26 protein-coding genes and 1 pseudogene are annotated in these 25040 nt (G+C 41.4%); 18 read left to right on the top strand and 9 right to left on the bottom strand.

The features are described 5' to 3' along the window. Positions 1–233: 233 nt before the first annotated feature. Complete coding sequence (locus ACQKMH_RS14635; protein WP_427588519.1) at positions 234–461, top strand: energy-coupled thiamine transporter ThiT; 228 nt, start codon at positions 234–236, stop codon at positions 459–461. A gap of 175 nt (positions 462–636) precedes the next feature. Here the strand turns inward: ACQKMH_RS14635 and ACQKMH_RS14630 are convergent, their stop codons facing one another. Beyond that, positions 637–1161, bottom strand: coding sequence for a universal stress protein (locus ACQKMH_RS14630; protein WP_427588225.1), 525 nt, complete (start codon positions 1159–1161; stop codon positions 637–639). Positions 1162–1439: 278 nt separating this feature from the next. Between ACQKMH_RS14630 and ACQKMH_RS14625 the strand changes: the two genes are divergently transcribed. Continuing rightward, positions 1440–3473, top strand: coding sequence for a transglycosylase domain-containing protein (locus tag ACQKMH_RS14625; protein WP_427588224.1), 2034 nt, complete (start codon positions 1440–1442; stop codon positions 3471–3473). Positions 3474–3676: 203 nt separating this feature from the next. On the opposite strand, the gene ACQKMH_RS14620 is transcribed toward ACQKMH_RS14625, so the two are convergent. Continuing rightward, positions 3677–3985 (bottom strand): hypothetical protein, encoded by a 309-nt coding sequence (locus ACQKMH_RS14620; RefSeq protein ID WP_427588223.1) that lies wholly within the window; start codon positions 3983–3985, stop codon positions 3677–3679. A gap of 190 nt (positions 3986–4175) precedes the next feature. Here ACQKMH_RS14620 and iadA point away from each other — a divergent pair, with 190 nt between their 5' ends. Continuing rightward, on the top strand, positions 4176–5351 hold the full coding sequence (iadA, locus tag ACQKMH_RS14615) for a beta-aspartyl-peptidase (protein ID WP_427588222.1): 1176 nt from the start codon (positions 4176–4178) through the stop codon (positions 5349–5351). A gap of 271 nt (positions 5352–5622) precedes the next feature. Here the strand turns inward: iadA and ACQKMH_RS14610 are convergent, their stop codons facing one another. Beyond that, positions 5623–6192 carry a hypothetical protein gene (locus ACQKMH_RS14610; RefSeq protein WP_427588221.1) on the bottom strand — a complete coding sequence of 190 codons (570 nt, stop codon included), beginning with the start codon at positions 6190–6192 and terminating at the stop codon, positions 5623–5625. A gap of 755 nt (positions 6193–6947) precedes the next feature. On the opposite strand from ACQKMH_RS14610, the gene pdhA reads away from it, so the two are divergent. From pdhA to ACQKMH_RS14585, 5 genes are all read left to right on the top strand, one after another. Next, positions 6948–8060 carry a pyruvate dehydrogenase (acetyl-transferring) E1 component subunit alpha gene (pdhA, locus tag ACQKMH_RS14605; RefSeq protein ID WP_427588220.1) on the top strand — a complete coding sequence of 371 codons (1113 nt, stop codon included), beginning with the start codon at positions 6948–6950 and terminating at the stop codon, positions 8058–8060. Next, a complete protein-coding gene (locus ACQKMH_RS14600; protein ID WP_427588219.1) occupies positions 8060–9043 on the top strand; it encodes an alpha-ketoacid dehydrogenase subunit beta in 984 nt (327 codons plus the stop codon). The genes pdhA and ACQKMH_RS14600 overlap by 1 nt, the downstream gene beginning before the upstream one ends. A gap of 32 nt (positions 9044–9075) precedes the next feature. Then, on the top strand, positions 9076–10356 hold the full coding sequence (locus tag ACQKMH_RS14595; RefSeq protein WP_427588218.1) for a dihydrolipoamide acetyltransferase family protein: 1281 nt from the start codon (positions 9076–9078) through the stop codon (positions 10354–10356). After that, positions 10357–11781, top strand: a complete 1425-nt coding sequence (lpdA, locus tag ACQKMH_RS14590; protein ID WP_427588217.1) for a dihydrolipoyl dehydrogenase — start codon at positions 10357–10359, stop codon at positions 11779–11781. Positions 11782–12113: 332 nt separating this feature from the next. Next, on the top strand, positions 12114–13490 hold the full coding sequence (locus tag ACQKMH_RS14585; protein ID WP_427588216.1) for an amino acid permease: 1377 nt from the start codon (positions 12114–12116) through the stop codon (positions 13488–13490). 99 nt (positions 13491–13589) lie between these two features. On the opposite strand, the gene hisC is transcribed toward ACQKMH_RS14585, so the two are convergent. Continuing rightward, positions 13590–14702, bottom strand: coding sequence for a histidinol-phosphate transaminase (gene hisC, locus ACQKMH_RS14580; protein WP_427588215.1), 1113 nt, complete (start codon positions 14700–14702; stop codon positions 13590–13592). 172 nt (positions 14703–14874) lie between these two features. On the opposite strand from hisC, the gene ACQKMH_RS14575 reads away from it, so the two are divergent. Then, on the top strand, positions 14875–15342 hold the full coding sequence (locus ACQKMH_RS14575) for an Lrp/AsnC family transcriptional regulator (protein WP_230158360.1): 468 nt from the start codon (positions 14875–14877) through the stop codon (positions 15340–15342). 79 nt (positions 15343–15421) lie between these two features. Here ACQKMH_RS14575 and ACQKMH_RS14570 read toward each other — a convergent pair whose 3' ends face one another. Then, positions 15422–15805: a carboxymuconolactone decarboxylase family protein gene (locus ACQKMH_RS14570; RefSeq protein WP_427588214.1), complete on the bottom strand. Its 384-nt coding sequence runs from the start codon at positions 15803–15805 to the stop codon at positions 15422–15424. 118 nt (positions 15806–15923) lie between these two features. Here ACQKMH_RS14570 and ACQKMH_RS14565 point away from each other — a divergent pair. The 7 genes and pseudogenes from ACQKMH_RS14565 to ACQKMH_RS14535 all read left to right on the top strand — a co-directional run bounded on the left by ACQKMH_RS14565 (position 15924) and on the right by ACQKMH_RS14535 (position 19206). Then, positions 15924–16353, top strand: a pseudogene (locus ACQKMH_RS14565) (Lrp/AsnC family transcriptional regulator). A gap of 87 nt (positions 16354–16440) precedes the next feature. Continuing rightward, the gene (sigY, locus tag ACQKMH_RS14560) at positions 16441–17004 is read left to right on the top strand and encodes an RNA polymerase sigma factor SigY (RefSeq protein WP_427588213.1); all 564 of its coding nucleotides are present in this window, start codon (positions 16441–16443) and stop codon (positions 17002–17004) included. Beyond that, complete coding sequence (locus ACQKMH_RS14555) at positions 16961–17305, top strand: YxlC family protein (RefSeq protein WP_427588212.1); 345 nt, start codon at positions 16961–16963, stop codon at positions 17303–17305. The genes sigY and ACQKMH_RS14555 overlap by 44 nt, the downstream gene beginning before the upstream one ends. Continuing rightward, the gene (locus tag ACQKMH_RS14550) at positions 17298–17516 is read left to right on the top strand and encodes a sigma-Y antisigma factor component (protein WP_230158374.1); all 219 of its coding nucleotides are present in this window, start codon (positions 17298–17300) and stop codon (positions 17514–17516) included. Before ACQKMH_RS14555 ends, ACQKMH_RS14550 begins: the two co-directional genes overlap by 8 nt. Further along, entirely contained in the window at positions 17497–17811 is a 315-nt protein-coding gene (locus ACQKMH_RS14545; RefSeq protein WP_427588211.1) for a YbjQ family protein, read from the top strand. Before ACQKMH_RS14550 ends, ACQKMH_RS14545 begins: the two co-directional genes overlap by 20 nt. A 200-nt stretch (positions 17812–18011) precedes the next feature. Next, positions 18012–18122 (top strand): hypothetical protein, encoded by a 111-nt coding sequence (locus tag ACQKMH_RS14540; protein ID WP_427588210.1) that lies wholly within the window; start codon positions 18012–18014, stop codon positions 18120–18122. A gap of 151 nt (positions 18123–18273) precedes the next feature. After that, a complete protein-coding gene (locus ACQKMH_RS14535; RefSeq protein WP_427588209.1) occupies positions 18274–19206 on the top strand; it encodes a catalase family peroxidase in 933 nt (310 codons plus the stop codon). 59 nt (positions 19207–19265) lie between these two features. On the opposite strand, the gene ACQKMH_RS14530 is transcribed toward ACQKMH_RS14535, so the two are convergent. Next, a complete protein-coding gene (locus tag ACQKMH_RS14530; RefSeq protein ID WP_427588208.1) occupies positions 19266–20936 on the bottom strand; it encodes an ABC1 kinase family protein in 1671 nt (556 codons plus the stop codon). Positions 20937–20951: 15 nt separating this feature from the next. Next, positions 20952–21254: a phasin family protein gene (locus ACQKMH_RS14525; RefSeq protein ID WP_230158382.1), complete on the bottom strand. Its 303-nt coding sequence runs from the start codon at positions 21252–21254 to the stop codon at positions 20952–20954. A gap of 239 nt (positions 21255–21493) precedes the next feature. Between ACQKMH_RS14525 and ACQKMH_RS14520 the strand changes: the two genes are divergently transcribed. After that, a complete protein-coding gene (locus ACQKMH_RS14520; RefSeq protein WP_427588207.1) occupies positions 21494–22243 on the top strand; it encodes an SDR family NAD(P)-dependent oxidoreductase in 750 nt (249 codons plus the stop codon). A 2-nt stretch (positions 22244–22245) separates the two neighbouring features. Here the strand turns inward: ACQKMH_RS14520 and ACQKMH_RS14515 are convergent, their stop codons facing one another. Both ACQKMH_RS14515 and ACQKMH_RS14510 read right to left on the bottom strand, forming a co-directional pair. Beyond that, on the bottom strand, positions 22246–22476 hold the full coding sequence (locus tag ACQKMH_RS14515) for a hypothetical protein (protein ID WP_427588206.1): 231 nt from the start codon (positions 22474–22476) through the stop codon (positions 22246–22248). A 68-nt stretch (positions 22477–22544) separates the two neighbouring features. Next, positions 22545–23336 carry a TIGR00266 family protein gene (locus tag ACQKMH_RS14510; protein WP_427588205.1) on the bottom strand — a complete coding sequence of 264 codons (792 nt, stop codon included), beginning with the start codon at positions 23334–23336 and terminating at the stop codon, positions 22545–22547. 186 nt (positions 23337–23522) lie between these two features. Here ACQKMH_RS14510 and glpK point away from each other — a divergent pair, with 186 nt between their 5' ends. Then, positions 23523–25013 (top strand): glycerol kinase GlpK, encoded by a 1491-nt coding sequence (gene glpK, locus ACQKMH_RS14505; protein WP_427588204.1) that lies wholly within the window; start codon positions 23523–23525, stop codon positions 25011–25013. Positions 25014–25040 lie beyond the last annotated feature (27 nt).

The following is a 25040-nucleotide window of genomic DNA, read 5'->3' as shown; positions in this document are numbered from 1 at the left end:
ACCGAGGATCGATTTTTAATACTTCCACAAGGGGAGCCAGTAAGTGAGTTTAGCCCCCGTTAGCACGAGCACAAGGATGGGATGTAGTTTGGATGCGAGCATTACTGGACACAATATCGCCCGGTTGCCGCTTTTTGTATTGCGCTCATTGCGGTAGGGGAAATCATGGACACATTTTTGGATTATTCCTAGGCCTTTTTATAGCGTTACAGCATCGATGAAGGTAAAGATTCATTGATTATTATCTTGCCTTTTCGGTGGTGGGCCTATCCGGTGTATTCATGAATATGTTTGGCAATGACTATAAAGAGGAAAAGCGTTTCAAAACAAAGCTGAATGGAATTGGCAGCATGTTTTTGGGACGTTTTCTGAGGTTTCCTTGCCATTTCAATATATCTGGAATCGTGTCATTGGTTCTTCTGCTCCAACAGACAGCCAGTAGCGCTTTATTCGTTCATTGATAATGGGACTCACTTATATGCCGACAGTTTAATTATTCGCGGCCCTATTGGTGTTGCTATATTCTGCTGCTTCAAAGGAAGTAAAAAAAGCGTAGGAAAGACCGGATTCATAATGGAATCCGGTCTTTTTCGACGGATGATCATATAGGGCATAAAGGATGAACTGGGCCCATCTTCATTTGGCAATGAATACTGAGCAGTGCGCGTTTTTGGCAATGGAACTACTTGTACTGCCAAGAAAGAATTTTTCCAACCCGCTTTTAGCGCTATTACCGACAACGATGATGTCAGCCGCGGTTCTTTGAGCATAGTCACATATGCTATCAGGCGCATGACCTTCCAATATTTCGAATTTCCCCTTTACTTGACATTCACTTAGCAGTCTCATCGTATTGCATTCTGCATTTTGAACACTATTCTCGACGGCGGAAAGGTGATCATTTACTTTTTGATGTTCTGATTGTTCAACTTCTACGACGGGGTGTGTTTGGACAGGGTCTACATAAAATCCTGCGGCAGGTACGAATCCCGGAGCCGATACGTTTCCAATGATATGCTGTTCCACCTTATCATTCAGGACATGAACTACTGTCAGCTCAACACCAGGAAAGGCCTTTTTCAATGTTGCTCCATATTCAACGGCACGCTTACTCTCTTCGTTTCCATCAAAAGCGACGACAATATGTTTTAAGTCCTTCATGAATATCATCTCTCCCCATTTTATAATGTCTTTAAATGTGTTATACCCACTTTTACATGGCTTAACGCCTGTTTATCTAGATGATTCCAACCGAATGTGGGTAAGAGATAAGATACGGATTTTTAAAAAGATAACCCAGATGACTCAGTTGGATAGCGTGTTTTCTTTTGTAGAAGGGATATCGTCAGCAAGGAAGCTAATTCTGGAAAAGAAGATTTAACTATTGCCTTTTAAACAATCGACGAGTTTTCTTTTATAAAAAGGGTAAAATATTTTTAATGAAACATGTCGCAGATGGGAAAATGGGGGTACAAATGAGAGGGTTAATGAAATTAAGTCTATTTATAATATTGGCGATGGTGGTTTTAGGCGCCGGTTTACTATTTTATTTCAGGCAGGGTGCAGACATAAGCCAGCTTCAAAATCATCTTCAGCAGCCGACGGGAATTTATGATCTTGATGGGAATCTTGCCAGCACAGTAACAGCAAATAAATCCGAAGGTGTTTCGATAGATGAAATACCGGAGCATATGAAACAAGCGGTGGTTTCCATTGAGGATCACCGTTTTTATGAACATCATGGCATAGATTACCAAGGGATTTTGCGAGCCTTGGTTAAAAATGCGAAGGCCGGAAGTGTTGTTGAGGGAGGGAGTACGCTTACCCAGCAACTTGTGAAAATTACGATGTTGGAATCTAATCGAACACTGAAAAGGAAGATAGAAGAGTTTTTTCTAGCCCAAGAAGTTGAAAATGAATATACAAAAGATGAAATTCTCGAAATGTATTTGAATCAAGTTTATTTCGGCCATGGAGCATGGGGCATCAAAAAGGCAGCAAATATTTATTTTTCCAAAGAGGTATCCGAATTGACAATTTCCGAGGGAGCCTTGCTGGCGGGTGTCATTAATCTGCCATCCAAACTTGATCCTTACAAGAATTTGGATGGGGCATTGAAGCGACGTGATTTAGTGCTCTCAAGGATGGCTGAACATGGGTATTTGACGAAAGATGAAGAAGCTGCCGCCAAAAAAGATACAGTGACACTCCTTATGGGAGAGAAAGAAACTGATCCATTAAAAGGAAAGTACCCTTATTTTGTCGATCATGTTTTATCGGAAGCATCCAGCAAATATGGAATAAAGCTTGAGGATCTTCTTACAAAGGGCTATAAAATATATACGACACTGGACCAATCCATGCAGCAAGCTACAGAATCCGTGTATGCGAATCCTGCCAATTTTCCAGTTGGAACGAGTACAGAAGAAATTGTTCAAAGTGGGTCAGTCCTTCTTGATCCGAAAACAGGCGGAATAAAGGCGCTTGTCGGCGGGAGGGGGGAGCATCAATTCATGGGATATAATCGGGCGACCCAACTGACAAGATCTCCAGGTTCATCCATTAAGCCGCTTGTCGTTTACACACCGGCGGTAGAGGAGGGGTACGATATCACAACCCCATTAAAGGATGAAAAAATGAGCTTTGGTGAATATGAGCCAACAAACCTGAGCGGAGTTTATAAGGGGGAAGTACCTATGTACGAAGCGGTGATGAATTCCCTGAATGTACCAACTGTTTGGCTGTTGAATGAAATTGGCATCGATAAGGGGCTTGATTCACTTAAGCGGTTTGGGATCCCTTATGACAAGAATGACCGAAACCTGTCGGTTGCTTTAGGCGGGATGAGGAAAGGGGTGTCACCGCTGCAAATGGCAGGAGCCTTTTCAGCATTTGCCAACAATGGAGAACGGATGCAGACGCATGCCATTGTAAAAATAGAAAATAATGATGGAAAAGAGATAGCCTTCTTTAAAGAGAAACGCACCAAGGTAACCTCTAAAGGCGTTGTCGACAAAATGAATGCCATGTTGCTTGGAACTGTGGAATATGGCACAGGGGAAAACGCGGCTGTTTCCGGTTACGAAGTAGCAGGTAAAACAGGGTCCACACAAGTTCCCATAGAAGGAATATCAGGGGTTAAAGACCAATGGTTCGTCGGTTATACACCTTCATTGGTCGGTGCTGTATGGGCTGGGTATGATAAGACGGATGCAAAACATTATTTAACCACACATAGTAGTCAGGGAAGTGCTCTCATCTTTCAAAAAATAATGGCGAGAGCTCTACAGAATCAAGCTTCTCAATCTTTTAATACACAAGACATCGGACAGCTAATAGCTGAACAAGAGGCACTTATAGCAAAACAACAGGCAAAAGAAGAAGGGGCGCAAAGTAAGCAATATTGGATTGATAAAGGAAATGAAATTCGAAAAGGGTTGCATAAATGGAAGGATTGGGAGTTACCGTGGTAGGTTTTCTTTAATATGGAGAATGGATTCATATGCACTTACCCATCCAATTCAGCACAAAAAAAGACTGTCAAGCCTTTGACAGTCTTTCAGCATTCATTAAAAAATAAAATTTACGATTATGCCGATAACGACGATTGCGCCAATCACCATTAAAATGGTTCTCATTGTATACACCCTCTTTGTTTTTTCGTAGTTGTCATCATTTAAATGTTAACGGTTTGATTTGTTTGATAACCAAATGCACCTTCATCATTTTCTTTACAAATATCCTGTACATTTTGGAGCATGGCATGTACATTCTCGCCTTCAAGGATGACTTTCATGGTTGCACACTCTTGAAGAATGAGTACAAAAGAAACAAATGTTGAAAGTTTTTTGGCATCCACCAATTTATGGTTGCAGATAAAATATATATTTCCTTTAAATTCTTTTGTAACTTGATATAAGTTCATGATTTGACGCATGGATAACCTTTTATTTGTTTTAATATCAGAAGAAATTACTTTATTCATGTCGTTAGCTCCTTTAGTTTTTATACTTTTGAAAAGCATAATCAAGATGTCAGTTTGGCTACAACTTGTAAATCGAACAAGTATGTTTGTTTTATTTATGTAATTGTTAGCGGGTCATGTTGTATATTTACCCGTGTAAAAGACTTTGAAACCTATTTGAACATTTCATTTCGTGAAGGGAGAAGGAACAATGCTTACACTTATAAAAAATGGGGAGATTTATGGGCCGGAATATATGGGTCAAAAAGATATCCTCTTGGTTGGAAAGCAAATTGGGTTCATTAAGGACACGATTGATGTTCCTGCCAATTTCGTTGAAATGGAAGTGATTGATGCGAGGGGGCAAATCGTCGTTCCGGGCTTTATAGATGCTCACGTACATATCATAGGCGGGGGTGGGGAAGGTGGCTTCAAAACGAGGACACCTGAAATCCAATTAACAGATGCCACTTTAGCAGGTATAACGACATTAGTCGGAGTCATCGGAACAGATGGAACGACAAGGACGATGCCAGCACTGTTAGCTAAAGCAAGAGCGCTTGAAGAAGAAGGGATTAGCTGCTTCGTTCAGACTGGTTCATATCAAGTTCCAGTCAAGACGTTAACCGGAAAGATTGAAGATGATTTGATTCTTGTGGATAAAATTATCGGTGTGGGCGAAATTGCCATTGCTGATCATCGTTCATCGCAACCGACAGCGGCTGAACTTGCTAAGCTAGCCTCTCAGGCACGTAATGGAGGGCTTTTATCAGGAAAAAGCGGTGTCGTGAACATTCATGTGGGTGACAGTCAAAATCATTTGCAGGTAATTGAGGATGTAGTCGAAACAACGGAAATACCGATTACACAGTTTTACCCCACACATATCAATCGAAATCCGCATTTATTCAATGCAGGTCTGGAATTTGCAAAAAAAGGGGGGTATATTGATTTTACGACGAGCACGATCAGGAAATTCCTTGAGGAAGGGGAAGTAAAAGCAAGTACAGCAATAAAAAGGGCACTTGAAGAAGGTGTTGGAATCGGGCAGATCACTTTAACTTCAGATGGACAAGCCAGCCTGCCTGACTTCGATGGCAACGGGAACCTGCGCGGTTTGAACATTGGTACATGCATGTCTTTATATGATTCTGTTGTCGATGCGATTCTCGAGGATGGAGTGACAATTGCCGATGCCATACGAGTTGTGACGGAAAATCCTGCGAGTATTTTAAAACTTGAAAAAAAGGGACGGGTAGAGGTAGGCAGGGACGCCGATATCATCATAATGAAGCAGCCAAAGTTAGAAATAGATTGTGTAATCGCGATGGGCCGGATCATGGTCAAAGATGGTGCAGCGGTTGTGAAAGGAACATTTGAAAAATAGATTTTTCTCATATTGGAAGTGGAAAAAAGATAATGAAGTTCTTTTAGTAAGATTAGGCCATGATGCGGAATATGGTCGGTGCCGTTTCAAGGTCCCGTCATTCTCAATAAGAAATAAAAAAAGACTCATTATTATAATAAACAGGTTCCCTTCTGGGGAACAAATCATTCAAAAGTCACAATAATTTAACACCTAAAAAAGCATCGGCTCCATCACCGATGCTTTACTGTTTTTATTTGTTTTATCATCAATCTAAATAGCAAAGTTTTAACTATTTCTTTTTTAAGTTAAATCGAGTTATTTCTTTACCATCTAAAATTACTATTAGCGAAGCATCTAAAGCATCGTCCTTAAGTTTATTTAACTTCTCTTTTGATGGAACCCTTAGAGGAACTTGTGGGTTTTCTTCGCTTACACCCAAATCGAAAGTAAAAATGTATTTCCCATTTTTATTAGGCTGGATTTCCCCATAAAAAGAATTTCCGTAGCCTACACCCGTTCCTTCATATGAAGAGGGATTAAAAATATTAAAACCTACTGTTTCTTTGGAGATAGCCACTAATTTATCATTTGGTTCTATTTTAACTTGTAATCCCTTCTCATCCATTCCCCCCATTTTTTTATTCCCATTATTTTTAATTTCAAATTCATAATATAACGCGGTTGGTACAAGCTCTTGCCCCTTCTTATCCCCTTCCGTTATACCTATTGCACCAACCTTGCTCTTATCATTGACAATATCAGCTCGTGAACTTACTAATTCTAAAGATGGTCTAGTCGAGCAAGCCGTTAAAAGAGCAAAAAATAATAGTAAGCCTATAAGCATAAAAAACCGTTTCATTTTGAATTCCCCTTTTAATCCAACGATCCTTATATTTTATCATAATATTTCCATATTTCAGAAAATATCCTAATGACAATGGATCCTTAATTTCCATTGTCTGCATTTATTTCATATATTTCCGCTATGCCTAAGTAAGAACAGCATATCTATAAAATCATAAACAAACACGCACCAAATACCTGTGTACAATATCTAATGTATGAGTATATTTTTATCCGAAAATTCATCCTATTTTTGATGCTTATATTGTGTAATTGGCTTTAAATCAATAAAAAATGGCCTATCTGATTTTGCGATTCATATGCATTTTGATTGTTGTGGCCCTATCAAGGAAACCGGTTATTTCTTTGTTTGATCCAGGTTTCGGATGATGAAAGGGAGATCCTTATTTCATTCATTGGGGCACCCCAGGGGTAAATGTGATTAGCAGCAATCAAACTATATCCAATAATTTTTAGTGAATTATATGATTTTATATGAAATTTTCCCATTGAAGGATCCTGTTTTCAAAATGAAGGCAAAGTATAAGGAAACATATTCAAAATAAAGGAAATATGCAAAAAATTCATTCTAATTAACATATTATTAAAATCTTGGATGTATTATCCTTTTATATAAGGAAATGTAGTTTATGAAACAGCAATCATTCACAGGCATAATAGACCAACGAAAAATTTTTGGGCTGTTATTTCACGACTGTTAAAATCCTCGGTAAGTTTGCGAAACAAATCTATCTTAAGGGGAGAAATGAAATGGAAAAGACGGGAAACTCAATAATGAAAGCGCATTCAAGTGGAGTTGAATCGGAAATGTTTCGAGTATTGACTCCTGAAGGTGAAATCGTTGAAACGATTGATCCGAAAATCGATAAATCAATGATGTTAAAAATGTATGAGAGCATGCTTCTGCTCAGAACATTTGACCGTAAATCAATTAATCTTCAACGTCAAGGCAGAATGGGAACTTATGCACCTTTCGAAGGACAGGAAGCATCACAAGTAGGAAGTGCTTTAGCTCTGTCGGCAGGGGATTGGATGTTTCCCACTTACCGTGATCATGGAGCGGCAATCATTCATGGACAGGAGCTGTATCGTGTTTTCCTATACTGGATGGCACATTTTGAAGGTTCAATATGTCCTGAAGGAAAAAGAATAATGCCAGCTAGTGTTCCCATTGCCACACAAATGGTTCATGCGGTAGGAACGGCTTGGGCAAGTAAGCTAAAAGGGGAAAAGAATGTAAGCATTGCTTATTTTGGTGATGGTGCCACTTCTGAAGGGGATTTTCATGAGGCACTGAATTTTGCAGGCGTTTATAAAACCCCAACTATCTTTTTCTGCCAAAATAATGGCTACGCGATCAGTGTGCCTTTTAATAAGCAATCAGCATCCAAAACGATATCCCAGCGGGCGGCTGCTTATGACATCCCTGGGGTTCGAGTGGATGGAAATGATATCTTCGCAGTTTGGCTGACTGTAAAGGAAGCTGTCGAAAGAGCGCTAAAAGGTGAAGGACCTACTTTAATTGAAGCGATTACCTTTCGATATGGTGCCCACACTACGGCTGACAATCCGGCCATATATCGTGAACAAGACGAAATATCAACGTTCTGGAGGGAAAACCGCGATCCGATTACCCGGCTTAAAAAGTTTTTGATAAAAGAGGGGTACTGGAATGATGAGCAGGAAGAAATGGTGTTAAAACAGTTCAACGAGCAAATTGATGCTCACCTCCAAAAAGCGGAAGCTTATCCGAAATCCAACCCGCTTGAAATGTTTAACCATGTATATGCAAATGAGTCATGGCATCTAAAGGAACAACAGCAGGAGTTGGAACAAATCTTAAAGAAAGGTGTGAATAAATAATGGGCAAAAGTTTAACGATGCTCCAGGCTATTACGGAAGCGATGGACCAGAAGCTTGGTCAGGATGATCGCGTGATGATCATGGGCGAGGATATTGGAGTGAATGGCGGAGTTTTCCGAGCGACGGAAGGACTTTATGAAAAGTATGGGAAAGATCGAGTTGTCGATACACCATTGGCTGAGTCTGGAATCATCGGATCTGCCATTGGTTTAGCCCTTAATGGAATGTTACCCATAGTGGAAATTCAATTTCTCGCCTTTATTTATCCTGGATTCGAGCAGCTCGTATCCCATGCTGCCCGTATGAGATACCGAACGCGTGGGCAATTTGGGGTGCCCCTCGTAATCCGTACGCCATATGGTGCCGGAATCAGAGGTCCTGAGCTTCACTCCGAAAGTGTTGAAACCTTTTTTGCCCATACTCCAGGATTAAAGGTGGTTGCACCTAGTAATCCATTCGACGCAAAAGGGCTGCTCATTTCTGCGATTGAAGATCCTGATCCGGTAGTCTTTTTGGAGCCTACTAAATTGTATCGGGCTTTTAAGGAAGAAGTTCCCGAAGAAATGTACCGAATACCGATTGGCCAGGCAAAAGTGGTCCAGGAGGGAAGCGACCTGACCATTTTTGCCTGGGGGGCTATGTTAAGGGAGGCATTGAACGCCGCGAAAAAGATCGAAAACGAAAAAGGCTGGAAGTGTGAAGTGGTCGATCTTCGAACATTATACCCTCTGGATCGAGATACGATCGTACAATCCATTAAAAAGACAGGGCGTGCATTAATCGTACATGAAGCCCATAAGACTGCTGGATTAGGTGCGGAGATTATCTCCATCATTAATGATGAAGCTCTTATTTATCTGAAAGCGCCGATTAAGCGTGTCACTGGATTTGATGTTCCGGTACCGCCGTTTTCTATAGAAGATCATTATCTACCGACTGTTGAACGTGTAAAACAAGGGATAACGGACACGATTACATTCTAAATGATGATATTAAGGGAGAAGGGGGAAGACGCATGATCGAATTTAAACTTCCTGATGTAGGGGAAGGAATGCATGAAGGAGAAATCATCCAATGGCTCATCAAAGAGGGGGATGCAGTAGCGCAGGACCAACCCATCGTTGAAGTGCAAACGGATAAAGTCAATGCGGAATTGACTGCACCAACAACGGGAGTGGTCAAGAAAATACTTTTTTCCGAAGGGGATATCGTGGAAGTGGGGACCACTATATTCACCATTCAAGAAGAGAACGAAATGTCTGTACCGGAAAATGACAGTATGGAAGAGGATATCCCGAACGCGCAATCTGGAAATGTAAAAGGAATTGCAGAGCATATTACAAGCAAACCGGTTTTTGAAGCAGGGCGCGTTTTGGCTACCCCATTCGTTCGTCAAATGGCGAGGGAAATGAAGGTTGATATCCAGCAAGTAATAGGTTCTGGGCCTGCAGGGCGAATAATTGAAAGCGACCTGCAAAAGTTTAAAGAAAATAATTCGATTACACGCGAAAGTGCCCATCACAAAGATGACAGGATTCTTCAGGAGAAGGATCCTATGAAGAATGCCGATCAGGCAAAAGGAACGGAAAATGAGTGGGAAGAGCGCATTCTGCTTAAGGGAATTCGTAAAAAAATAGCTGAACATATGGTAAAGTCTGTTTCGACCATTCCTCATGTAACCCATGTTGATGAATTGGAAATGGATCGTTTGAAGGAATTGAAAGATCAATTAAAGGCATATTCCGATGACAAGGATATTAAATTGACCTTTTTACCGTTTTTCGTTAAAGCCATTGTCATCGCCTTAAAGGAGTTTAAAACATTAAACGCTTCAATTGATGAAAAGACAAATGAAATCATCTTGAAAAATTATTATCATATTGGAATTGCGACGAATACAAATGAGGGGCTTATTGTTCCTGTCATAAAGCATGCAGATCAAAAAACCATTTTCCAACTAGCTGATGAAATCAGGCAATTGGCCGCCCAAGCCCGTGAAGGGAAATTGAGCATAAATCAAATTACAGGCAGTACATTTACCATAAGCAATGTTGGACCGATTGGAGGGATGCATGCGACCCCGATCATTAATTATCCCGAAGCGGCCATATTGGCGTTGCATAAAATGGAACCGCGCATGGTCGTTCGCGATTTGGAAGGTGTTATTCGTTTAATGATGAATATGTCTTTATCTTTCGATCATCGTTTAATTGATGGTGTAACAGCGGTGCATTTTACAAATCGGATCAAGGAACTGCTGGAAAATCCAATTCGTTTAGTTGTGGAGATGAGATAAATGGTAGTAGGGGAAGTTGCTGTAGAAACGGATGTTATCATCATTGGAGGTGGTCCGGGAGGATATGCTGCGGCAATCCGTCTCGGACAGTTAGGGAAATCAGTCGTTCTGGTTGAAAAGGATAAGATAGGTGGTGTTTGCCTCAATAGGGGCTGTATACCTTCTAAGGCTTTAATACACACAGCTGACCAATTCCATCGGCTTAATGATTTAGGAAAAATGGGAATCAGGCTATCTCAAGAAAGAACCACTATGGACTTTAATATTTGGCAGGATTGGAAAGAGGGCATCATTTCTCAGTTGAACCAAGGCATTGCCCATTTATGTAAAGAAAATGGAGTGACAGTGGTTAAAGGTCAAGCAACCTTTTTATCTGACGACCGTATCGGGGTTGAAACGGATGGGGATTTTGAAACCTACAAGTTTGAACAGGCAATTATTGCGACGGGGTCCAGACCATTCGTTCCATCATTCATTAAAGTGGATGGAGAATATATTTTGGATTCAACAACATCTTTGCAGCTTCAGGAAGTCCCATCCAGCTTGTCGATCATTGGCGGAGGTTATATCGGTATCGAATTGGGTATGGCATTTGCAAAGTTAGGGGCTAAAGTGACCATCATTGAAATGGCCGACCGCATTCTTCCACAAGTTGCCGAAAATCTTGTCAAGGAAGTATCCCGTAATGCGAAGAAGCTTGGGATGACTATTAAAACATCCGCTAAGGTAGAAAAGGCGAGTGTAGTGGATGGTCAAGTGCATCTGCATGTTTCCTCCGAAAAACATGGGACGGAAGTGGTCGTGAGCGAAAAGGCGATGGTAACAATCGGCAGGATTCCTAACACAGAAGAGATTGGCCTGAGCAGGGCTGGCGTTACTATGGATGAAAAAGGCCATATAGCAGTAGATATGGAATGCCGTACAAATGTGCCGCACATCTTTGCCATCGGCGACATTACGCCTGGTCCCGCTCTTGCTCATCGAGCGTCTAAGCAGGGAATTGTTGCAGCGGAAGTAATAGGGGGGCTGCCAAGTGCCATGGACTCGGCTTTTGTACCTTATGTAATCTTTTCGGAACCGCAAATAGCAGGAGTTGGTTTAAGCCGTGAAGAAGCTGAGCAACAGGGATACAGCGTAAAGTCCGGGAAATTCCCGTTCAGTGCCAACGGAAGGGCGCTTGCAACGAATGAAACAGAAGGATTTGCTGAAGTGATCGTAGATGCCAAAAGCCACATATTGCTGGGCATGCATATGGTTTGTGCTGATGCTTCCAACCTTATTGGTGAAGGCATTCTCGCCCTTGAGCTGTCAGCACGGGTTGAAGATATAGCCCTCAGTATACATCCTCATCCAACTTTGACAGAGGGGTGGATGGAAGCGGCGGAGGCAGTTTTGGGACATGCGATCCACATCGTTAATAAGTAAGATCACGGGGAAGATGTAAACTCATGGGGATTACAAAAGTAGTCCCCGATTGGAATGTTCTATTTTTAATAGATAGAGATGAAAATAATCGTTATGGGTCCCCGTAAAGAAAGGCACCGTTTATCCATCCAGGAACAGTACAAGCTAGCAATGTCCTTTTCTAAAACTACTGGCATGTTGTTCTATTTTTATCTTGTTGAATAATGCCATGCAACTTCAACTTCTATAGCTTAACGGTTGATGAAAATCTAACTATCAAGTCGCCATTCAACCATTGGTTTGGAGTGATTGATTTTTCATTTAAAAATTATGGAATGAAGGAGGCGTATGTAATGGAATCAAATGGTGGGTCACTGCAAAAAAGATTGTTGCCGCGACATATTAGCATGATGGCAATGGGCGGGGCAATAGGCACTGGGATTTTTAAAGGAAGTGCCGAAACCATATCATTAGCAGGACCAGGAGTCATTTTCACTTATATGTTTGCAGGACTGTTACTTCTTGTAGTGATGGGAGCTATAGCAGAAATGGCGATCGTCTATCCAAATACGAATATGAAGGGTTTCGTTCAGAAAGCATTCGGTAAGCGCAGTTCCTTCATTATAGGCTGGATGTATTGTTTCATGTGGCTGTCCGTATGTGTCATTGAGTTAGTGGTGGCAGGAAGCTTCTTGCAGTATTGGCTCCCAGCGATTCCACTATGGATATTAAGTTTAGGGTGCGCTGTCTTGATCATTGGGGTTAACATGATGAATGTTAAAAATTATGGGGAATTCGAATTTTGGTTTGCTGGCATTAAGATTACAATGATCATCTTATTCATTATCTTGGGAGCCTGCATTTTATTTGGGGCCATCCCAAGCGGCGGAACTAATTATCTGCAAAACTTCACAGGGCACGGAGGGTTTTTCCCAAATGGGTGGATGTCCATCTTTTCGGCATTACTGATCGTTATGTTCTCATATGGAGGTTCTGAGTTAATAGGTCTGACGGTAACTGAAGCAAAGGATGCAGAACGCATTTTACCGAAGGTCATTAAAAGCTATATTTGGAGAGTCGTATTATTTTTCACCTTACCGATACTTGTAATCTGCGGTTTGATTCCTTGGAACGAGATCACCGACCAGGCAAGCCCCTTCGTCCAAGTTTTGTCGATGTCCGGCTTTCAGGGATCGGCACACATCATGAACTTCATTTTAATTACGGCCGTCTTATCTGCCGCTAACTCTGGAATATATGGGTGTACTCGGATGTTGCATTCTTTAGCGGCAGAAGGAGAAGCTCCCAAGTCGTTCGCTTATGTGTCAAAAAATGGCGTTCCGTTATATAGTTTAATGCTAAGTGCCATTGCATTGGTCGTCGGCTCCATGATTACATACGTTGCACAGGACAAGGCATTTACTTTATTAATGGCGTTTCCAGGTTTTGTGGTATCGCTTGTATGGATCAGCATTTGTTTAGCGCAGTTAAAACTTCGCCGTACATATCCTAAAGCTCCGAGTTTTAAATTGTGGGGCTTTCCATATGTAACCTTCTTTGCAGTCATCACCTTAATCATCATTTGTGTCACGTTCGTATTTAGTGCACAGAATCGGATCAGCATCATTGCCTGCCTTCTTGTGTTGGCTACATTGATCTCGATTTCGATCATTAAATTCAAAAGCGTGGATGAACAGGAAACAACGATCATAGAAAAAGAATCTTGTTGAATAAATCCACGTAAAAGATACGACATGGGCAAAGGCGTCCATGTCGTATCTTTTATCTATTAATAATTTATCGTCATACTGCAACTTCGTTTCGATCGTTCATGTACTGGAGGTTTTATTGATTGCATGTTGTAACGCTGTTATGAATCTCTCATTTTCATGAGGAGTGCCGATCGTCACGCGGATCGTATTATCATAGCCTAGCAAATGACCAGAACGGATGATGACACCAGAAATCAATAGCTTCTCGAAAATGTCCTTACCTGGTTGGTTTAGTTTGACCATCAAGAAGTTGGCATGTGAAGGGAAGCATGTTAATCCCATCTCGCTTAGTTCGTTTTCTAAAAACTTTCTTCCTTCCTCATTCTTACGGGCACATTGTTCTACAAATAGATGGTCGTCGAGGGAAGCGAAAGCAGCAGCCTGTGCTAACCGATTGGTATTGAAGGGTTCCTTCACTTTAACTAGCTCTTGTATGATGGAAGCGTCCATTAAACCGTATCCAATCCTTAATGCAGCCAATCCATAAATCTTTGAAAAAGTGCGTAAGATGACCAGATTTGAATGGGTATTTAGAAGTGGCAAAGTTTCTAAATATTCTTCATCATCGACATACTCATAGTATGCTTCATCAACGATCAGTAATATATGTTTCGGCACCTTCTCGATAAAAGATCTTAACTTTTCTTTTTGAACGATCGTTCCTGTCGGATTATTGGGATTACAGACAAATATCATTCTTGTTTTTTCAGTTATGGCATCATACATACCCTCCAGGTCATGTACACCATCTATAAGAGGGATCTTTACAGGTGTGCCGCCATCAATCAATACATTCGTTTCATAGCGTGGAAATGTAACATCAGCCATGATGACTTCATCATCTTGTTGGATGTAGGTTCTTGTTAACAAACGTATCACTTCATCAGATCCATTTCCCAGGATGATATGATCTTGTTTGATATTCAATTTCCTTGACAGCTTTTCAGCTAATGACGGTGCCATTCCTTCAGGATAAAAGGAGGTTTGCTCCATTTCGATAAGCATGGCTTCCTTTGCTAGAGCTGAGTAACCGTATGGATTTTCATTGGATGCCAATTTAACGATCGTTTCAAGTCCCAGTTCGCGTTGGACTTCTTCAATTGGCTTACCGGAAACATATGGGCTTATGTCTTCAATGTTTTTTCGAACCGGGATTTTCGTAAAGGTCAATGCAGGTTCCTCCTTTTGATAAATTCTGAATTTTCTTTTTCTATTTGCTAATTTTAATGATAGAATATTAGCTGGTAAATTTACATACAAAAAAGAATGTTTTTTCACTTTCCATACAACATTTTAAAGAAAGATAAGCTTATATTCCTTCATTATGAAAGGTGGTTGCTTCATGGATGAAATAGATGTCAGTTTACTGGAACTTTTACAGATGAATGGACGCATTACGATAAGTGAACTATCAAAGAAATTGGCTCTCAGTCGGCCCAGCATTTCGGAACGTATGTATCGCTTGCAAGAAAAGGGGATCATTGAGGGGTTCAGTGCAAGGGTTTCGCCGCTGGCAATAGGAAGAGGTGTACTTGTGTTCATTCAGGTCAGTGAACTTAAGGTTTCTGTTTCCGATTTCGAGCAGTTAGTTAAAAATGATTTAGACATTATCGAATGCCATCGTGTAACAGGAACAGTTGGATATTTTTTGAAAGCGGCTTTAGCTGATATGGACAGCATGAGATTACTTATAGATCGATTAATACCCTATGGACATCTGAACACTTCCATAGTTTTGACATCCCCGGTACCTTCCCGCTCCATTCTCCCAAAGATCAATGAAATGGAGGATCATGGCGCGAAATCCTAGCTGAAAGGGTTAGAATGAAGGATTTTTACAAAAAGGAACGAGGCGATGCCTGTTCCTTTTTGGTGTTATTTCAAATCCATCAAAGCCCCGAAATATTGCTGGGCAGTTGTAAAGCAAATGAAGGCCAATAGTTCCGAGACCTCTTCATCAGTGAATACCTCCTTAATACGTGAAAAAACTTTTCCTCCGTTTTTTCACGTTGAATGAGAAATACTTCTGCAAAGGCGATTGCATAGCTTTCTTTCGTATCTTCTGGCATTAATGGTGTTCCTTTTGCCTGACAGTATGTACAGCCATTACCGTATGCAAGCACCCTTCTGACATTTTCCTTTAACTCCTTCGAAAGTTTCCCATCTGCAGATACAGAATCCGAAAGGTTTGCCCATTTATGCGAAATCTCTTCTGAGTGAAACAATCGTTGAAATGGACTGGACCCAAGCCCCGAATTTTTTATTCTTGTCATGAACATCTCCCCTTTGAGATAATCTTAATATAAAAAACTAGGAATTTTCATTGCGTTTGTAAGGTATTTCAGTTTAATAATGAATGAATGTAAAGAAAAGAAGGGAAGTTATATTTAAATGAGAATAGATGAAAAAGACCGTAGCATCCTTGCCGAAATTAACGATGAATAGCCGAATTTCCATGAGGGAATTGGCAAAGAAAGTCAACCTCTCTGCACCCACCGTAACAGAACGAGTACGGCAAATGGAGTCGTTCGGAATCATTAAAGGGTATGTTGCCGAGATTGACCATAAAAAGATTGGTTTTCCTATTGAGTGTATCGTGGAAGCAACGATAAAAAATGGGGAATATGAGAAATTCAAAAAGTATATCTCCAAGTTACCGAATGTAGATTTTTGCTATCGAATTGCTGGACAGGCTTGTTTTATGCTGAAAATCCATAGTGAGAGCCTTGAAGAAGTGGAGGTATTCATCAACCGAACAATTCCTTTTGCGGCAACTGTCACCCATGTGATCCTTTCAGAAGTGGAGCGGAATCAAGAATGAAAAATATTATGTATTTCTCGTGAACGAATTCTTCGTCCCAAACGTCATATAACTATAACGGATAGGGACGAGAGTAGGTGATCATTGATGGAAGAAAAAAGACTGGTCAAAGCGGCGAAAAAGGGTGACGATGAAGCATTAGCCGAATTGTTTCAAGTTACCTATCCTTTCCTGCTTAAATATTTATTAAAATTGACTTTCAATCTTCAAAATGCTGAAGACTTAGCTCAGGAGACCTTTTCGAAAGCGATTGAGAATCTTCCTAAGTTCAAGGGGACTTCAAAGTTTTCTACATGGCTGATTGCCATTGCAACACGCTTATATCTGGATCAAAAGCGAAAGCAGAAACGAGAAATCAACTTGTTAATACGAGAGCAGTCAGTCCGCAAACTGAAATGGGAGACACAAAGCAATAACCAAGCATGGGATGATGTCATGGAAGCACTAGGTCATCTGAATGATGATTTACGGGTTCCGATCATCCTGAAGCATTACTATGGTTTTTCTTACGAAGAAATAGCGGGAATAATCAAGGTTCCAGAAGGGACAGTAAAATCCCGTGTCCATAAAGGCATTAAAACTATAAGAAAGGAGCTGAAACCGATTGATGAAGGATCAACAAACTTATCCAAACCGCTCAGCCAAGGATGATCAAGAAATAGTCGACCAAATAAATAAGAGCCTGGAAAATTTTGATGAGGCTTTTTCGATTGAAATCCCCCAACCATCCTATTTTGAACAAAAAATCAAAATGCAGCGAGCGGAGACCAAAAAAAAGTGGGTAAAAGAACTGCTTATATTTACTGTAACCGCTGCAATCATTCTAGGTTTCCTGTTTCTAGCCTTATTCCATCAACCCGAAGTCTTTCTAGCGCTCCAGGTGCTGACCGTTGTGTTCATTTGTTTTTATACGATGCTTGTAAAAAGAAAGGTGAAGATGAGTCATGAGTAACCTTAAAATATTTGCCTTGATCGTGTGTGGGCTGATTTTATTGGCTCAAAGTATTTTTCTCTTCATCGATGCCAGGAAGAATGGCTTTAACCATTGGATGTGGGGGATTCTAGGTTTGATTCAAGCTCCATTTCCGTTGATTTTTTATTTGATCGTAAAAAAAATTAGAAAAAAGGAAGAGGATGAACTATATGATTATCGTGACTACTAATACCGTTCCTGGTAAAGAAATCAAAGAACTGAAGGGGCTTGTTAAGGGGAACAGTGTTCAATCCAAGCATATCGGAAAAGATATTCTCGCTGGATTAAGGACCATTGTCGGGGGCGAAATCACTGAGTATACAGAAATGATGAAAGAAGCAAGACAAAAAGCAATTGGCAGGATGGTGGATGAAGCGAAAGAAAAAGGGGCGAACGCCATCGTTGCCATGCGCCTGGAAACTTCAGCTTTCATGCAAAATGCTTGTGAAATCATTGCTTATGGCACTGCCGTTCATGTTGAATGAAATAAGAGGGGGATCTGTGATCCTTTAAGCTTATTTCTCTTGTTCTTCTTACTATTTATCGTATCATGCTAAATAATTAAAGAGCCATATATGATCTTTCGGCAGAGGGTTCCGTATTTTTGTCAATACGGCAAGTGAATGAAGCTTTATAACAAATATAAAGATAAGGTCTGAATCAAGAGCCCGGCCAAAATGAAGAAGTGGAGACGTTTTGCCAGTTGAATTACGGCGTTAACTTCCCAATTCTCAGTAAAATCGATGTAAGGGGAAGTCTAGCACACCCCTTCTATAACATGGATTCGAAGAATTAATGAAGCGCCTGGATTTTTCCAGGCGCATTTTTAGCGATCATTGCTTTCCAATATTTTTATGAGATCAAAGTACCTTGAATAAGCAAATGAAATAAGGGGTACAGGTAATAGCGAATGAACTTTAATAAAAATTTGAAAAGAGGGGTGACACATGGAAGGGAATGCCAATGTTAAACCTGAACTAGCGAGTGAAGCAGTGAATGTAATTGAAAATGTAGCTGGAACATATCCTGGTTATCGACGGGCGCATGCAAGGGGATATATGTATGAGGGGGTTTTCACCCCAAACGGAAACGCGTCCCCATTAACGGTGGCAGCCCATCTTCAGGATGAAGCCGTGCCGGCGATCATCAGGTTTTCAAATAGCTCGCCGATTCCAATCCATCCTGATGCCATTTCACCTGTAAAGGGCATGGCAGTCAAGTTTCAATTGCCGAATGGAGAGTCATCAGACCTTATAGCTGTGACCATCCCGCTATTCTTTGCGAAAACACCGGAAGCATTTGTTGATATTGCTGACTTTTTCAAGTCTGCAAAAGATGGTTTTCCCAATCTGAAAGATCTTGCAAAAATCCTGTTGAAGTACCCTGAAAGCAAGGCAAGCCTGCAAATGCTGAAAGAAATGCGTTCTCCAGCCAGTTTCTCAACGTGTCAATATTACTCCATACATGCCTTCTATTTCGTTAATGCGGAAGGGAGGCGTCAGGCCATTAAGTATGAGTGGGTACCTGATGCAGGTCTTAGTATGCTAGCAAAAGAGGAGGTAGCCAAGCGTCATCCGGAATATCTGAATGAAGAAATGGAAGAGAGGCTCAAGCAAGGTCCAGTGGGCTTTAAATTGAACATTCAAATAGGAGGGGTAAATGACCCGACTGATGATTCAACCATTGCTTGGTCGGAAGATAAGCAAGTAATCACGGTCGGTCATTTAATGATATCAAATAAAATCGAATCTTTTGCCGATCATTTCCTGTTTGATCCAACCAATATCCCTGAGGGAATTGAGTGCTCGGAAGACCCAATCTTACATTTCCGCCATCATGCGTATGCGATTTCGTATGATCGTCGCACACATAACCAATGAATGAAATCATGAAAAAAGAGAAAAACCTTATTGATTGGTTTTTCTCTTTTTTCGTAAGTTTACATTTTTCCGGATCTGAAAATGGTGTAAAGCATGAATAAGAACATCAGGGTTGCAACCACAAAACCTATCTCGATAACTGGTATTTTCCATAGAAGAAGGGTTTCCCCGCCTATTGCCGAACCGATAATGAGACCGACCATGATTATGCTAAAGGCAAGCAGGATAATACTAAAAGACAAACGGTTGGAGATTTGATCTAGCTTATGTAAAAATACTTGAAGTTCGGGAATATTGATATCCAATCGCAATTTCCCTTTTTTTATGATACCTGTTACTTCCCTGATGTCCTTCGGAAGTTCAGCAAGAGCTTCAGCAGACTCTATGAATTGATTCCATGTGTTCTTTGCAATGTTTTTTGGATTGTAGCGTTCCTTAAAAAGCCTTTCCCCAAAAGGTTCAGCTGCCTTCATAATGCTGAAATGTGGATCTAATTCCTCGATAATGGCTTCCATGGTAAGCAGTGCCTTGCCGAGCATCGTGAATTCAGGGGGGATTTGGACATGGTGACGATTGGCAACTGTGAACAGGTCATTCACTGCTCCACCTAAGCTGATTTGGCTCAATGGGATATCATAATATTTATTTCGCAGTTCATCAATATCTCCCCTTAATGAAGCCATATCCGTTTCGTCTGTCAGGAGGCCCATATCGGAAAGCGTCTTGATCAGTCCATTAGTGCTTCCGCGTTTCAGATTGATGACAAGCGAGGCGAATTGATATTTCGTTTCATCCTCCAGACGTCCCACCATTCCAAAATCCATGAGTGCGACGACATTACCTGGCAAAACGATGATATTGCCAGGATGGGGATCGCCGTGGTAAAAGCCATCGATCAATATTTGTTGTAGCATGGCATTTGCTAATCTTTCCGCGATTTTTCGGCGATCATACCCTTCGTCATCAAGCTGCTTATAATGATTGATCTTAATTCCTTGAATAAAATCCATCGATAGGACCCTTTTTGTAGAATATTCCCAATGGATCCTTGGTATCTTTAACGCTTGATCATTGATGAATTGCTTGGCAATTCTTTCCCCGTTTCGCCCCTCGGAGTTATAATCGAGTTCTGCGCGAAGTGATTTAGCGAATTCATCAATCATTTTTCTGACTTGGTAGCGTCTTGCCCAAGATATGCGTGCTTCCATCAGTCTTGCCAAATCATCGAGAATTTCCAAATCCGTTTCCACGGTTGGCAGAATATCAGGTCGCTGCACTTTGATTGCTACTATTTCCTGCGATGGTAGCCGTGCAGCATGGACCTGCCCAATCGAAGCGGTTGCCAGTGGGATTTCATCAAATTCAAGAAAAAGGTTTTCCAATGAATCCCCCAATTCTGCTTCAACAATCTTGCGAACTTTATCAAATGGAAAGGGAGTGACCTGGTCCTGTAACTTTTCAAGTTCGCGGACGATTTCTTCCGGAACGAAATCACGCCTCGTACTTGCAATCTGACCAAGTTTAATGAAAGTGGGTCCCAAGCTTTGTAATATCTTATGCAACCTCTCGCCTATTGAGCGGAGGTTCAGATTTTCGTCTGGTTGGAGTTTCGATGCCGCTTTGCTCTCGGATAACCCGAGGCGATAGATGAAGTAACCAAAACCATTTTTCAAAAAGGCATTAATGATTTCTTGGTAACGATGTGCGTGTTTCAGTCGCTTGCCAAACATTCAAGTACCTCCAGATTACGGTTGTATGTTTTTGTTTTGCTGCTCTAAAATTGCGATACGACGCTCTAATTCCCGAACTTCTTCTTTGGTTGCCAAGTTTAGACCGTTGAGTGCTTGATTGACTTTGAGCTTGACGGATTCATCCAGTTGTTTTTGGGCTTGTTCCCCTTTTTCGACCCATTGTTTAATAAGAACCTTGGAGTCTTCCTTTGAGATATCGCCTTTTTTTACAAGAGAGTCCACTGCTTTTTCAATTTGTTCCTTTGTAGCAGCGGCAGCACCTAATCCTAAAGAAAACACATTTTTTAATAAGTCCATTTTTACATTCCTCCAATATAAATTTTTTTACACTGTAGAAAGATAATAGCAGGTTCCCTTCACCCTGGTTCATTCTTGTTGTTTCTATTATCATACATCATTGAAGGCCACTACAAAAATATAATGGGTCCTGCTGATTATTGATCACTCAAGGAAAGTGTTTGAAGTGAAGTGTTTGAAGTGGGGCGAATTGGAGATTATGATAGGGAAAGCAAGCTAGTGAAAGTGAGGATGAAAATATGGGGTTCACAAATAAAACGGTGATTGTAACAGGCGCTTCTAATGGTATAGGGAGAGGCGTGGCAAAGGGATATGCTGAAAGTGGTGCATCGGTCGTACTTGCAGATATGGACGAGCAGGAGGGCCTTCAGTACGTAGAGGAGCTCAAAAGTAATGGGAATGAAGCCATGTTCGTTAAAACGGATGTTCGGAAGGAAGCTGACATCCTGCATTTGATGGATGTCACTCTAGAAACATATAAAACCATTGATATATTAATTAATAATGCCGGAAAGACATTATTCAAATCGCTATATGATCTGACGATTGAGGAATGGGACGATATGATGAATACGAACTTGCGCAGTGTGTTCCTTTGTTCCCGGGCAGCAGCAATTTCGATGCGGAATAATGAAACGGGCGGGGCAATCATCAATTTAGCATCAACAAGAGCGATTATGTCAGAGCCGGATTCGGAATCCTATGCAGCGACAAAAGGGGGGATCGTTGCCTTGACCCATGCACTCGCCGCTTCATTCAGCAAAGAGAAAATTACGGTTAATTCGATTTCTCCAGGTTGGATTGAAACAGGTGATTATGGAGCGTTAAGGGAAAAGGATCATCAACAGCATTTATCCAATCGGGTTGGCAAACCGGAGGATATTGCAAGGGCCTGCCTATATTTAACGGCATCGGATAATGACTTCGTTACGGGAGTTGACCTTATCGTCGATGGAGGGATGACAAGAAAAATGATGTACGAGGAGTGACCTCATTTTTTCCGATAGAGATATTGCAGTTCAGTTCCGAGCTCCCGGTTGAGCAACTGTTCCATTTTTTCAAGCTCATTAATGCCGATGGGGGCATCGGCAGCTGTCCAGTGAATGGTATAAACAAAATAGTAATCTCTTATTTTTCGGAAAATAACAGGCGAGTTCGGGAATTCATCAAAAATTGCCTTGATATTATAACGTCTCATGTAGGACCATTTAATAAGCTGCATGTAGCTATCCATCCTTTTAAAAGAGAGCAATGACTGCCATGATGGCATGGCAGCCATTGGTCCGGTTCTTATTTATCGTTGAATAAATTGAACAATCCTCTAGCTACGCTGCCTTCTTCGGATGATCCTCCATTTTGCGGCGCTGCAGCAAATACACGGCTGGCAAGCCGGCTGAATGGCAAAGATTGCACCCAGACGGTTCCGGGTCCCTTTAATGTGGCGAAGAATAAACCTTCGCCTCCGAATAAGGCGGTTTTTACGCCTTTTACAAATTCAATATTATAATCTACCCCAGCAGTCATTGCTACCAAACATCCAGTATCGACGCGTAAAATCTCGCCTGCAGCCAATTCTCTTTTATGGATCGTTCCACCAGCGTGAACGAAGGTCATTCCGTCTCCTTCAAGCTTTTGCATGATGAAACCTTCACCGCCAAAAAAGCCAGCTCCTATTTTTCTCTGAAACTCAATTCCGACTGAAACGCCTTTTGCCGCTGCCAAGAAAGCGTCTTTTTGACAAATGATTTTCCCGCCGAGCTCGCTTAAATCCATGGGAATGATTTTACCTGGATAAGGGGAAGCGAAGGAAGCATGTCTTTTATCTCGTCCTTCATTCGTAAAAGCCGTCATGAAAAGACTCTCACCCGTTAGAAGCCTTTTCCCAGCACCAAATAGCTTACCCATCATTCCGCCGTCACTATTCGAAGACCCATCACCAAAGATGGTTTCCATCTTGATTTGGTCCTCCATCATCATTAAACTTCCAGCTTCGGCAATCACGGTTTCATGCGGATCCAATTCCACTTCAACAAACTGCATGTCGTCACCATAAATTTTAAAATCTATATCATGATTATTCATTTACCATTTCCTCCTATCCGTCTTTTTTCATTGTAAAAGATTAGCTAGCAATCTGCCAATAATTTTCAACCTTCCAACTAACTTTCTATATTTTTTGTTTTCAGGGGTATATCTAGTAAAATGAAGAAAGAAAAAACAGCACGACACTTAAGTTGAAATGTATCTTAGGTGTAGGAGGAGACAACTATGGAGACTTACATATTATCATTGGATCAAGGAACGACAAGTTCCCGCGCCATTTTGTTTAATAAGAACGGGGAAGTTTTGCATATTGCCCAAAAGGAGTTCACCCAATTTTTCCCCAATCCTGGATGGGTGGAGCATAATGCCAATGAAATTTGGGGCTCCATTTTATCGGTCATCGCTTCGTGTCTATCGGAAATGAATGTAAAACCTGAACAGATTGCGGGAATCGGCATAACGAATCAACGGGAGACGACCGTAGTATGGAATAAGGAAACAGGTCAGCCGATTCATCATGCCATCGTCTGGCAATCCCGACAGACGAGTGAGATTTGCGAGCAATTGAAGAATGATGGTCTTGATGACTTATTTTTCGGGAAAACGGGTTTGTTGATTGATGCTTATTTTTCCGGTACAAAGGTGAAATGGATTCTCGACCATGTAGAAGGGGCGCGGGAGAAAGCAGAAAACGGTGAATTATTGTTTGGTACGATCGATACGTGGCTGATATGGAAGCTTTCAGGTGGTAAAGCCCATGTAACTGATTATTCGAATGCTTCAAGGACGCTGATGTATAACATTCATGATTTAAAGTGGGACGAAGAGCTCCTGGAAATTCTGCAAGTGCCGCATTCAATGCTGCCGGATGTTCGTTCCTCATCGGAGGTCTATGGGAAAACAGCCCCACATCATTTCTTTGGCCACGAAATTCCGATTGCCGGAGCTGCAGGAGATCAACAGGCCGCTCTGTTCGGCCAAGCATGCTTTGAAAAAGGTATGGCTAAAAATACGTACGGCACCGGTTGCTTTATGCTGATGAATACAGGAGGACAGGCAGTGAAATCCGAGCATGGCCTGTTGACTACGATTGCATGGGGGCTGAACGGAAAAGTCGAGTACGCATTGGAAGGCAGTATTTTTGTCGCAGGTTCGGCCATACAATGGTTAAGGGACGGGTTGAAACTCTTGCAAGATTCGAAAGACAGTGAAAAGTATGCTATGCGTGTCACTTCAGCCGAGGGCGTCTATGTAGTCCCTGCATTTGTTGGATTAGGTACCCCTTATTGGGATAGTGATGTCAGGGGAGCGGTATTCGGATTATCAAGGGGGACATCGAAGGAGCATTTTGTCCGGGCAACATTGGAAGCATTGGCCTATCAGACAAAAGATGTCCTCAGTGCGATGGAAGGCGATTCAGGGATTAGTCTAAAGGCATTGCGAGTCGATGGCGGGGTTGTCAAAAATGACTTCTTGATGCAATTTCAAAGCGGCCTCTTGAATGTACCGGTCGAAAGGCCGGTAATTAGTGAAACGACCGCATTAGGGGCAGCGTATTTAGCCGGGCTCGCTGTCGGATATTGGAAAAGCCAAGAAGAGATTTCAAAGCAATGGGCTGTCGATAAAAAATTCGAACCCGAAATGGAAGAACAGGAACGGGAGGATTTATATGATGGCTGGAAAAAGGCCGTTCAGGCGGCAAGGGTTTTTAAATAGAGTAAGTAAGGGTATTAATAAAAAGAG

Source organism: Peribacillus sp. NPDC097895 (assembly GCF_050277555.1).
Taxonomy (GTDB): domain Bacteria; phylum Bacillota; class Bacilli; order Bacillales; family DSM-1321; genus Peribacillus.
Note: the sequence above shows the minus strand (reverse complement) of the source record. Positions and strands in the feature narration are given on the sequence as shown.

Excerpts from the sequence above, each read along its gene's own strand:
- pdhA (WP_427588220.1), top strand. The coding sequence starts at position 6,948 with ATGGAAAAGACGGGAAACTCAATAATGAAAGCGCATTCAAGTGGAGTT.
- iadA (WP_427588222.1), top strand. The coding sequence starts at position 4,176 with ATGCTTACACTTATAAAAAATGGGGAGATTTATGGGCCGGAATATATG.
- ACQKMH_RS14535 (WP_427588209.1), top strand. The coding sequence starts at position 18,274 with ATGGAAGGGAATGCCAATGTTAAACCTGAACTAGCGAGTGAAGCAGTG.
- ACQKMH_RS14555 (WP_427588212.1), top strand. The coding sequence starts at position 16,961 with ATGAAGGATCAACAAACTTATCCAAACCGCTCAGCCAAGGATGATCAA.
- ACQKMH_RS14515 (WP_427588206.1), bottom strand. The coding sequence starts at position 22,476 with ATGCAGCTTATTAAATGGTCCTACATGAGACGTTATAATATCAAGGCA.
- ACQKMH_RS14595 (WP_427588218.1), top strand. The coding sequence starts at position 9,076 with ATGATCGAATTTAAACTTCCTGATGTAGGGGAAGGAATGCATGAAGGA.
- ACQKMH_RS14545 (WP_427588211.1), top strand. The coding sequence starts at position 17,497 with ATGATTATCGTGACTACTAATACCGTTCCTGGTAAAGAAATCAAAGAA.
- ACQKMH_RS14575 (WP_230158360.1), top strand. The coding sequence starts at position 14,875 with ATGGATGAAATAGATGTCAGTTTACTGGAACTTTTACAGATGAATGGA.
- ACQKMH_RS14620 (WP_427588223.1), bottom strand. The coding sequence starts at position 3,985 with ATGAATAAAGTAATTTCTTCTGATATTAAAACAAATAAAAGGTTATCC.
- ACQKMH_RS14530 (WP_427588208.1), bottom strand. The coding sequence starts at position 20,936 with ATGTTTGGCAAGCGACTGAAACACGCACATCGTTACCAAGAAATCATT.
- ACQKMH_RS14510 (WP_427588205.1), bottom strand. The coding sequence starts at position 23,336 with ATGAATAATCATGATATAGATTTTAAAATTTATGGTGACGACATGCAG.
- ACQKMH_RS14600 (WP_427588219.1), top strand. The coding sequence starts at position 8,060 with ATGGGCAAAAGTTTAACGATGCTCCAGGCTATTACGGAAGCGATGGAC.
- sigY (WP_427588213.1), top strand. The coding sequence starts at position 16,441 with ATGGAAGAAAAAAGACTGGTCAAAGCGGCGAAAAAGGGTGACGATGAA.
- ACQKMH_RS14610 (WP_427588221.1), bottom strand. The coding sequence starts at position 6,192 with ATGAAACGGTTTTTTATGCTTATAGGCTTACTATTATTTTTTGCTCTT.
- ACQKMH_RS14625 (WP_427588224.1), top strand. The coding sequence starts at position 1,440 with ATGAAACATGTCGCAGATGGGAAAATGGGGGTACAAATGAGAGGGTTA.
- glpK (WP_427588204.1), top strand. The coding sequence starts at position 23,523 with ATGGAGACTTACATATTATCATTGGATCAAGGAACGACAAGTTCCCGC.
- ACQKMH_RS14550 (WP_230158374.1), top strand. The coding sequence starts at position 17,298 with ATGAGTAACCTTAAAATATTTGCCTTGATCGTGTGTGGGCTGATTTTA.
- ACQKMH_RS14630 (WP_427588225.1), bottom strand. The coding sequence starts at position 1,161 with ATGAAGGACTTAAAACATATTGTCGTCGCTTTTGATGGAAACGAAGAG.
- ACQKMH_RS14585 (WP_427588216.1), top strand. The coding sequence starts at position 12,114 with ATGGAATCAAATGGTGGGTCACTGCAAAAAAGATTGTTGCCGCGACAT.
- ACQKMH_RS14570 (WP_427588214.1), bottom strand. The coding sequence starts at position 15,805 with ATGACAAGAATAAAAAATTCGGGGCTTGGGTCCAGTCCATTTCAACGA.
- lpdA (WP_427588217.1), top strand. The coding sequence starts at position 10,357 with ATGGTAGTAGGGGAAGTTGCTGTAGAAACGGATGTTATCATCATTGGA.
- ACQKMH_RS14520 (WP_427588207.1), top strand. The coding sequence starts at position 21,494 with ATGGGGTTCACAAATAAAACGGTGATTGTAACAGGCGCTTCTAATGGT.
- ACQKMH_RS14525 (WP_230158382.1), bottom strand. The coding sequence starts at position 21,254 with ATGGACTTATTAAAAAATGTGTTTTCTTTAGGATTAGGTGCTGCCGCT.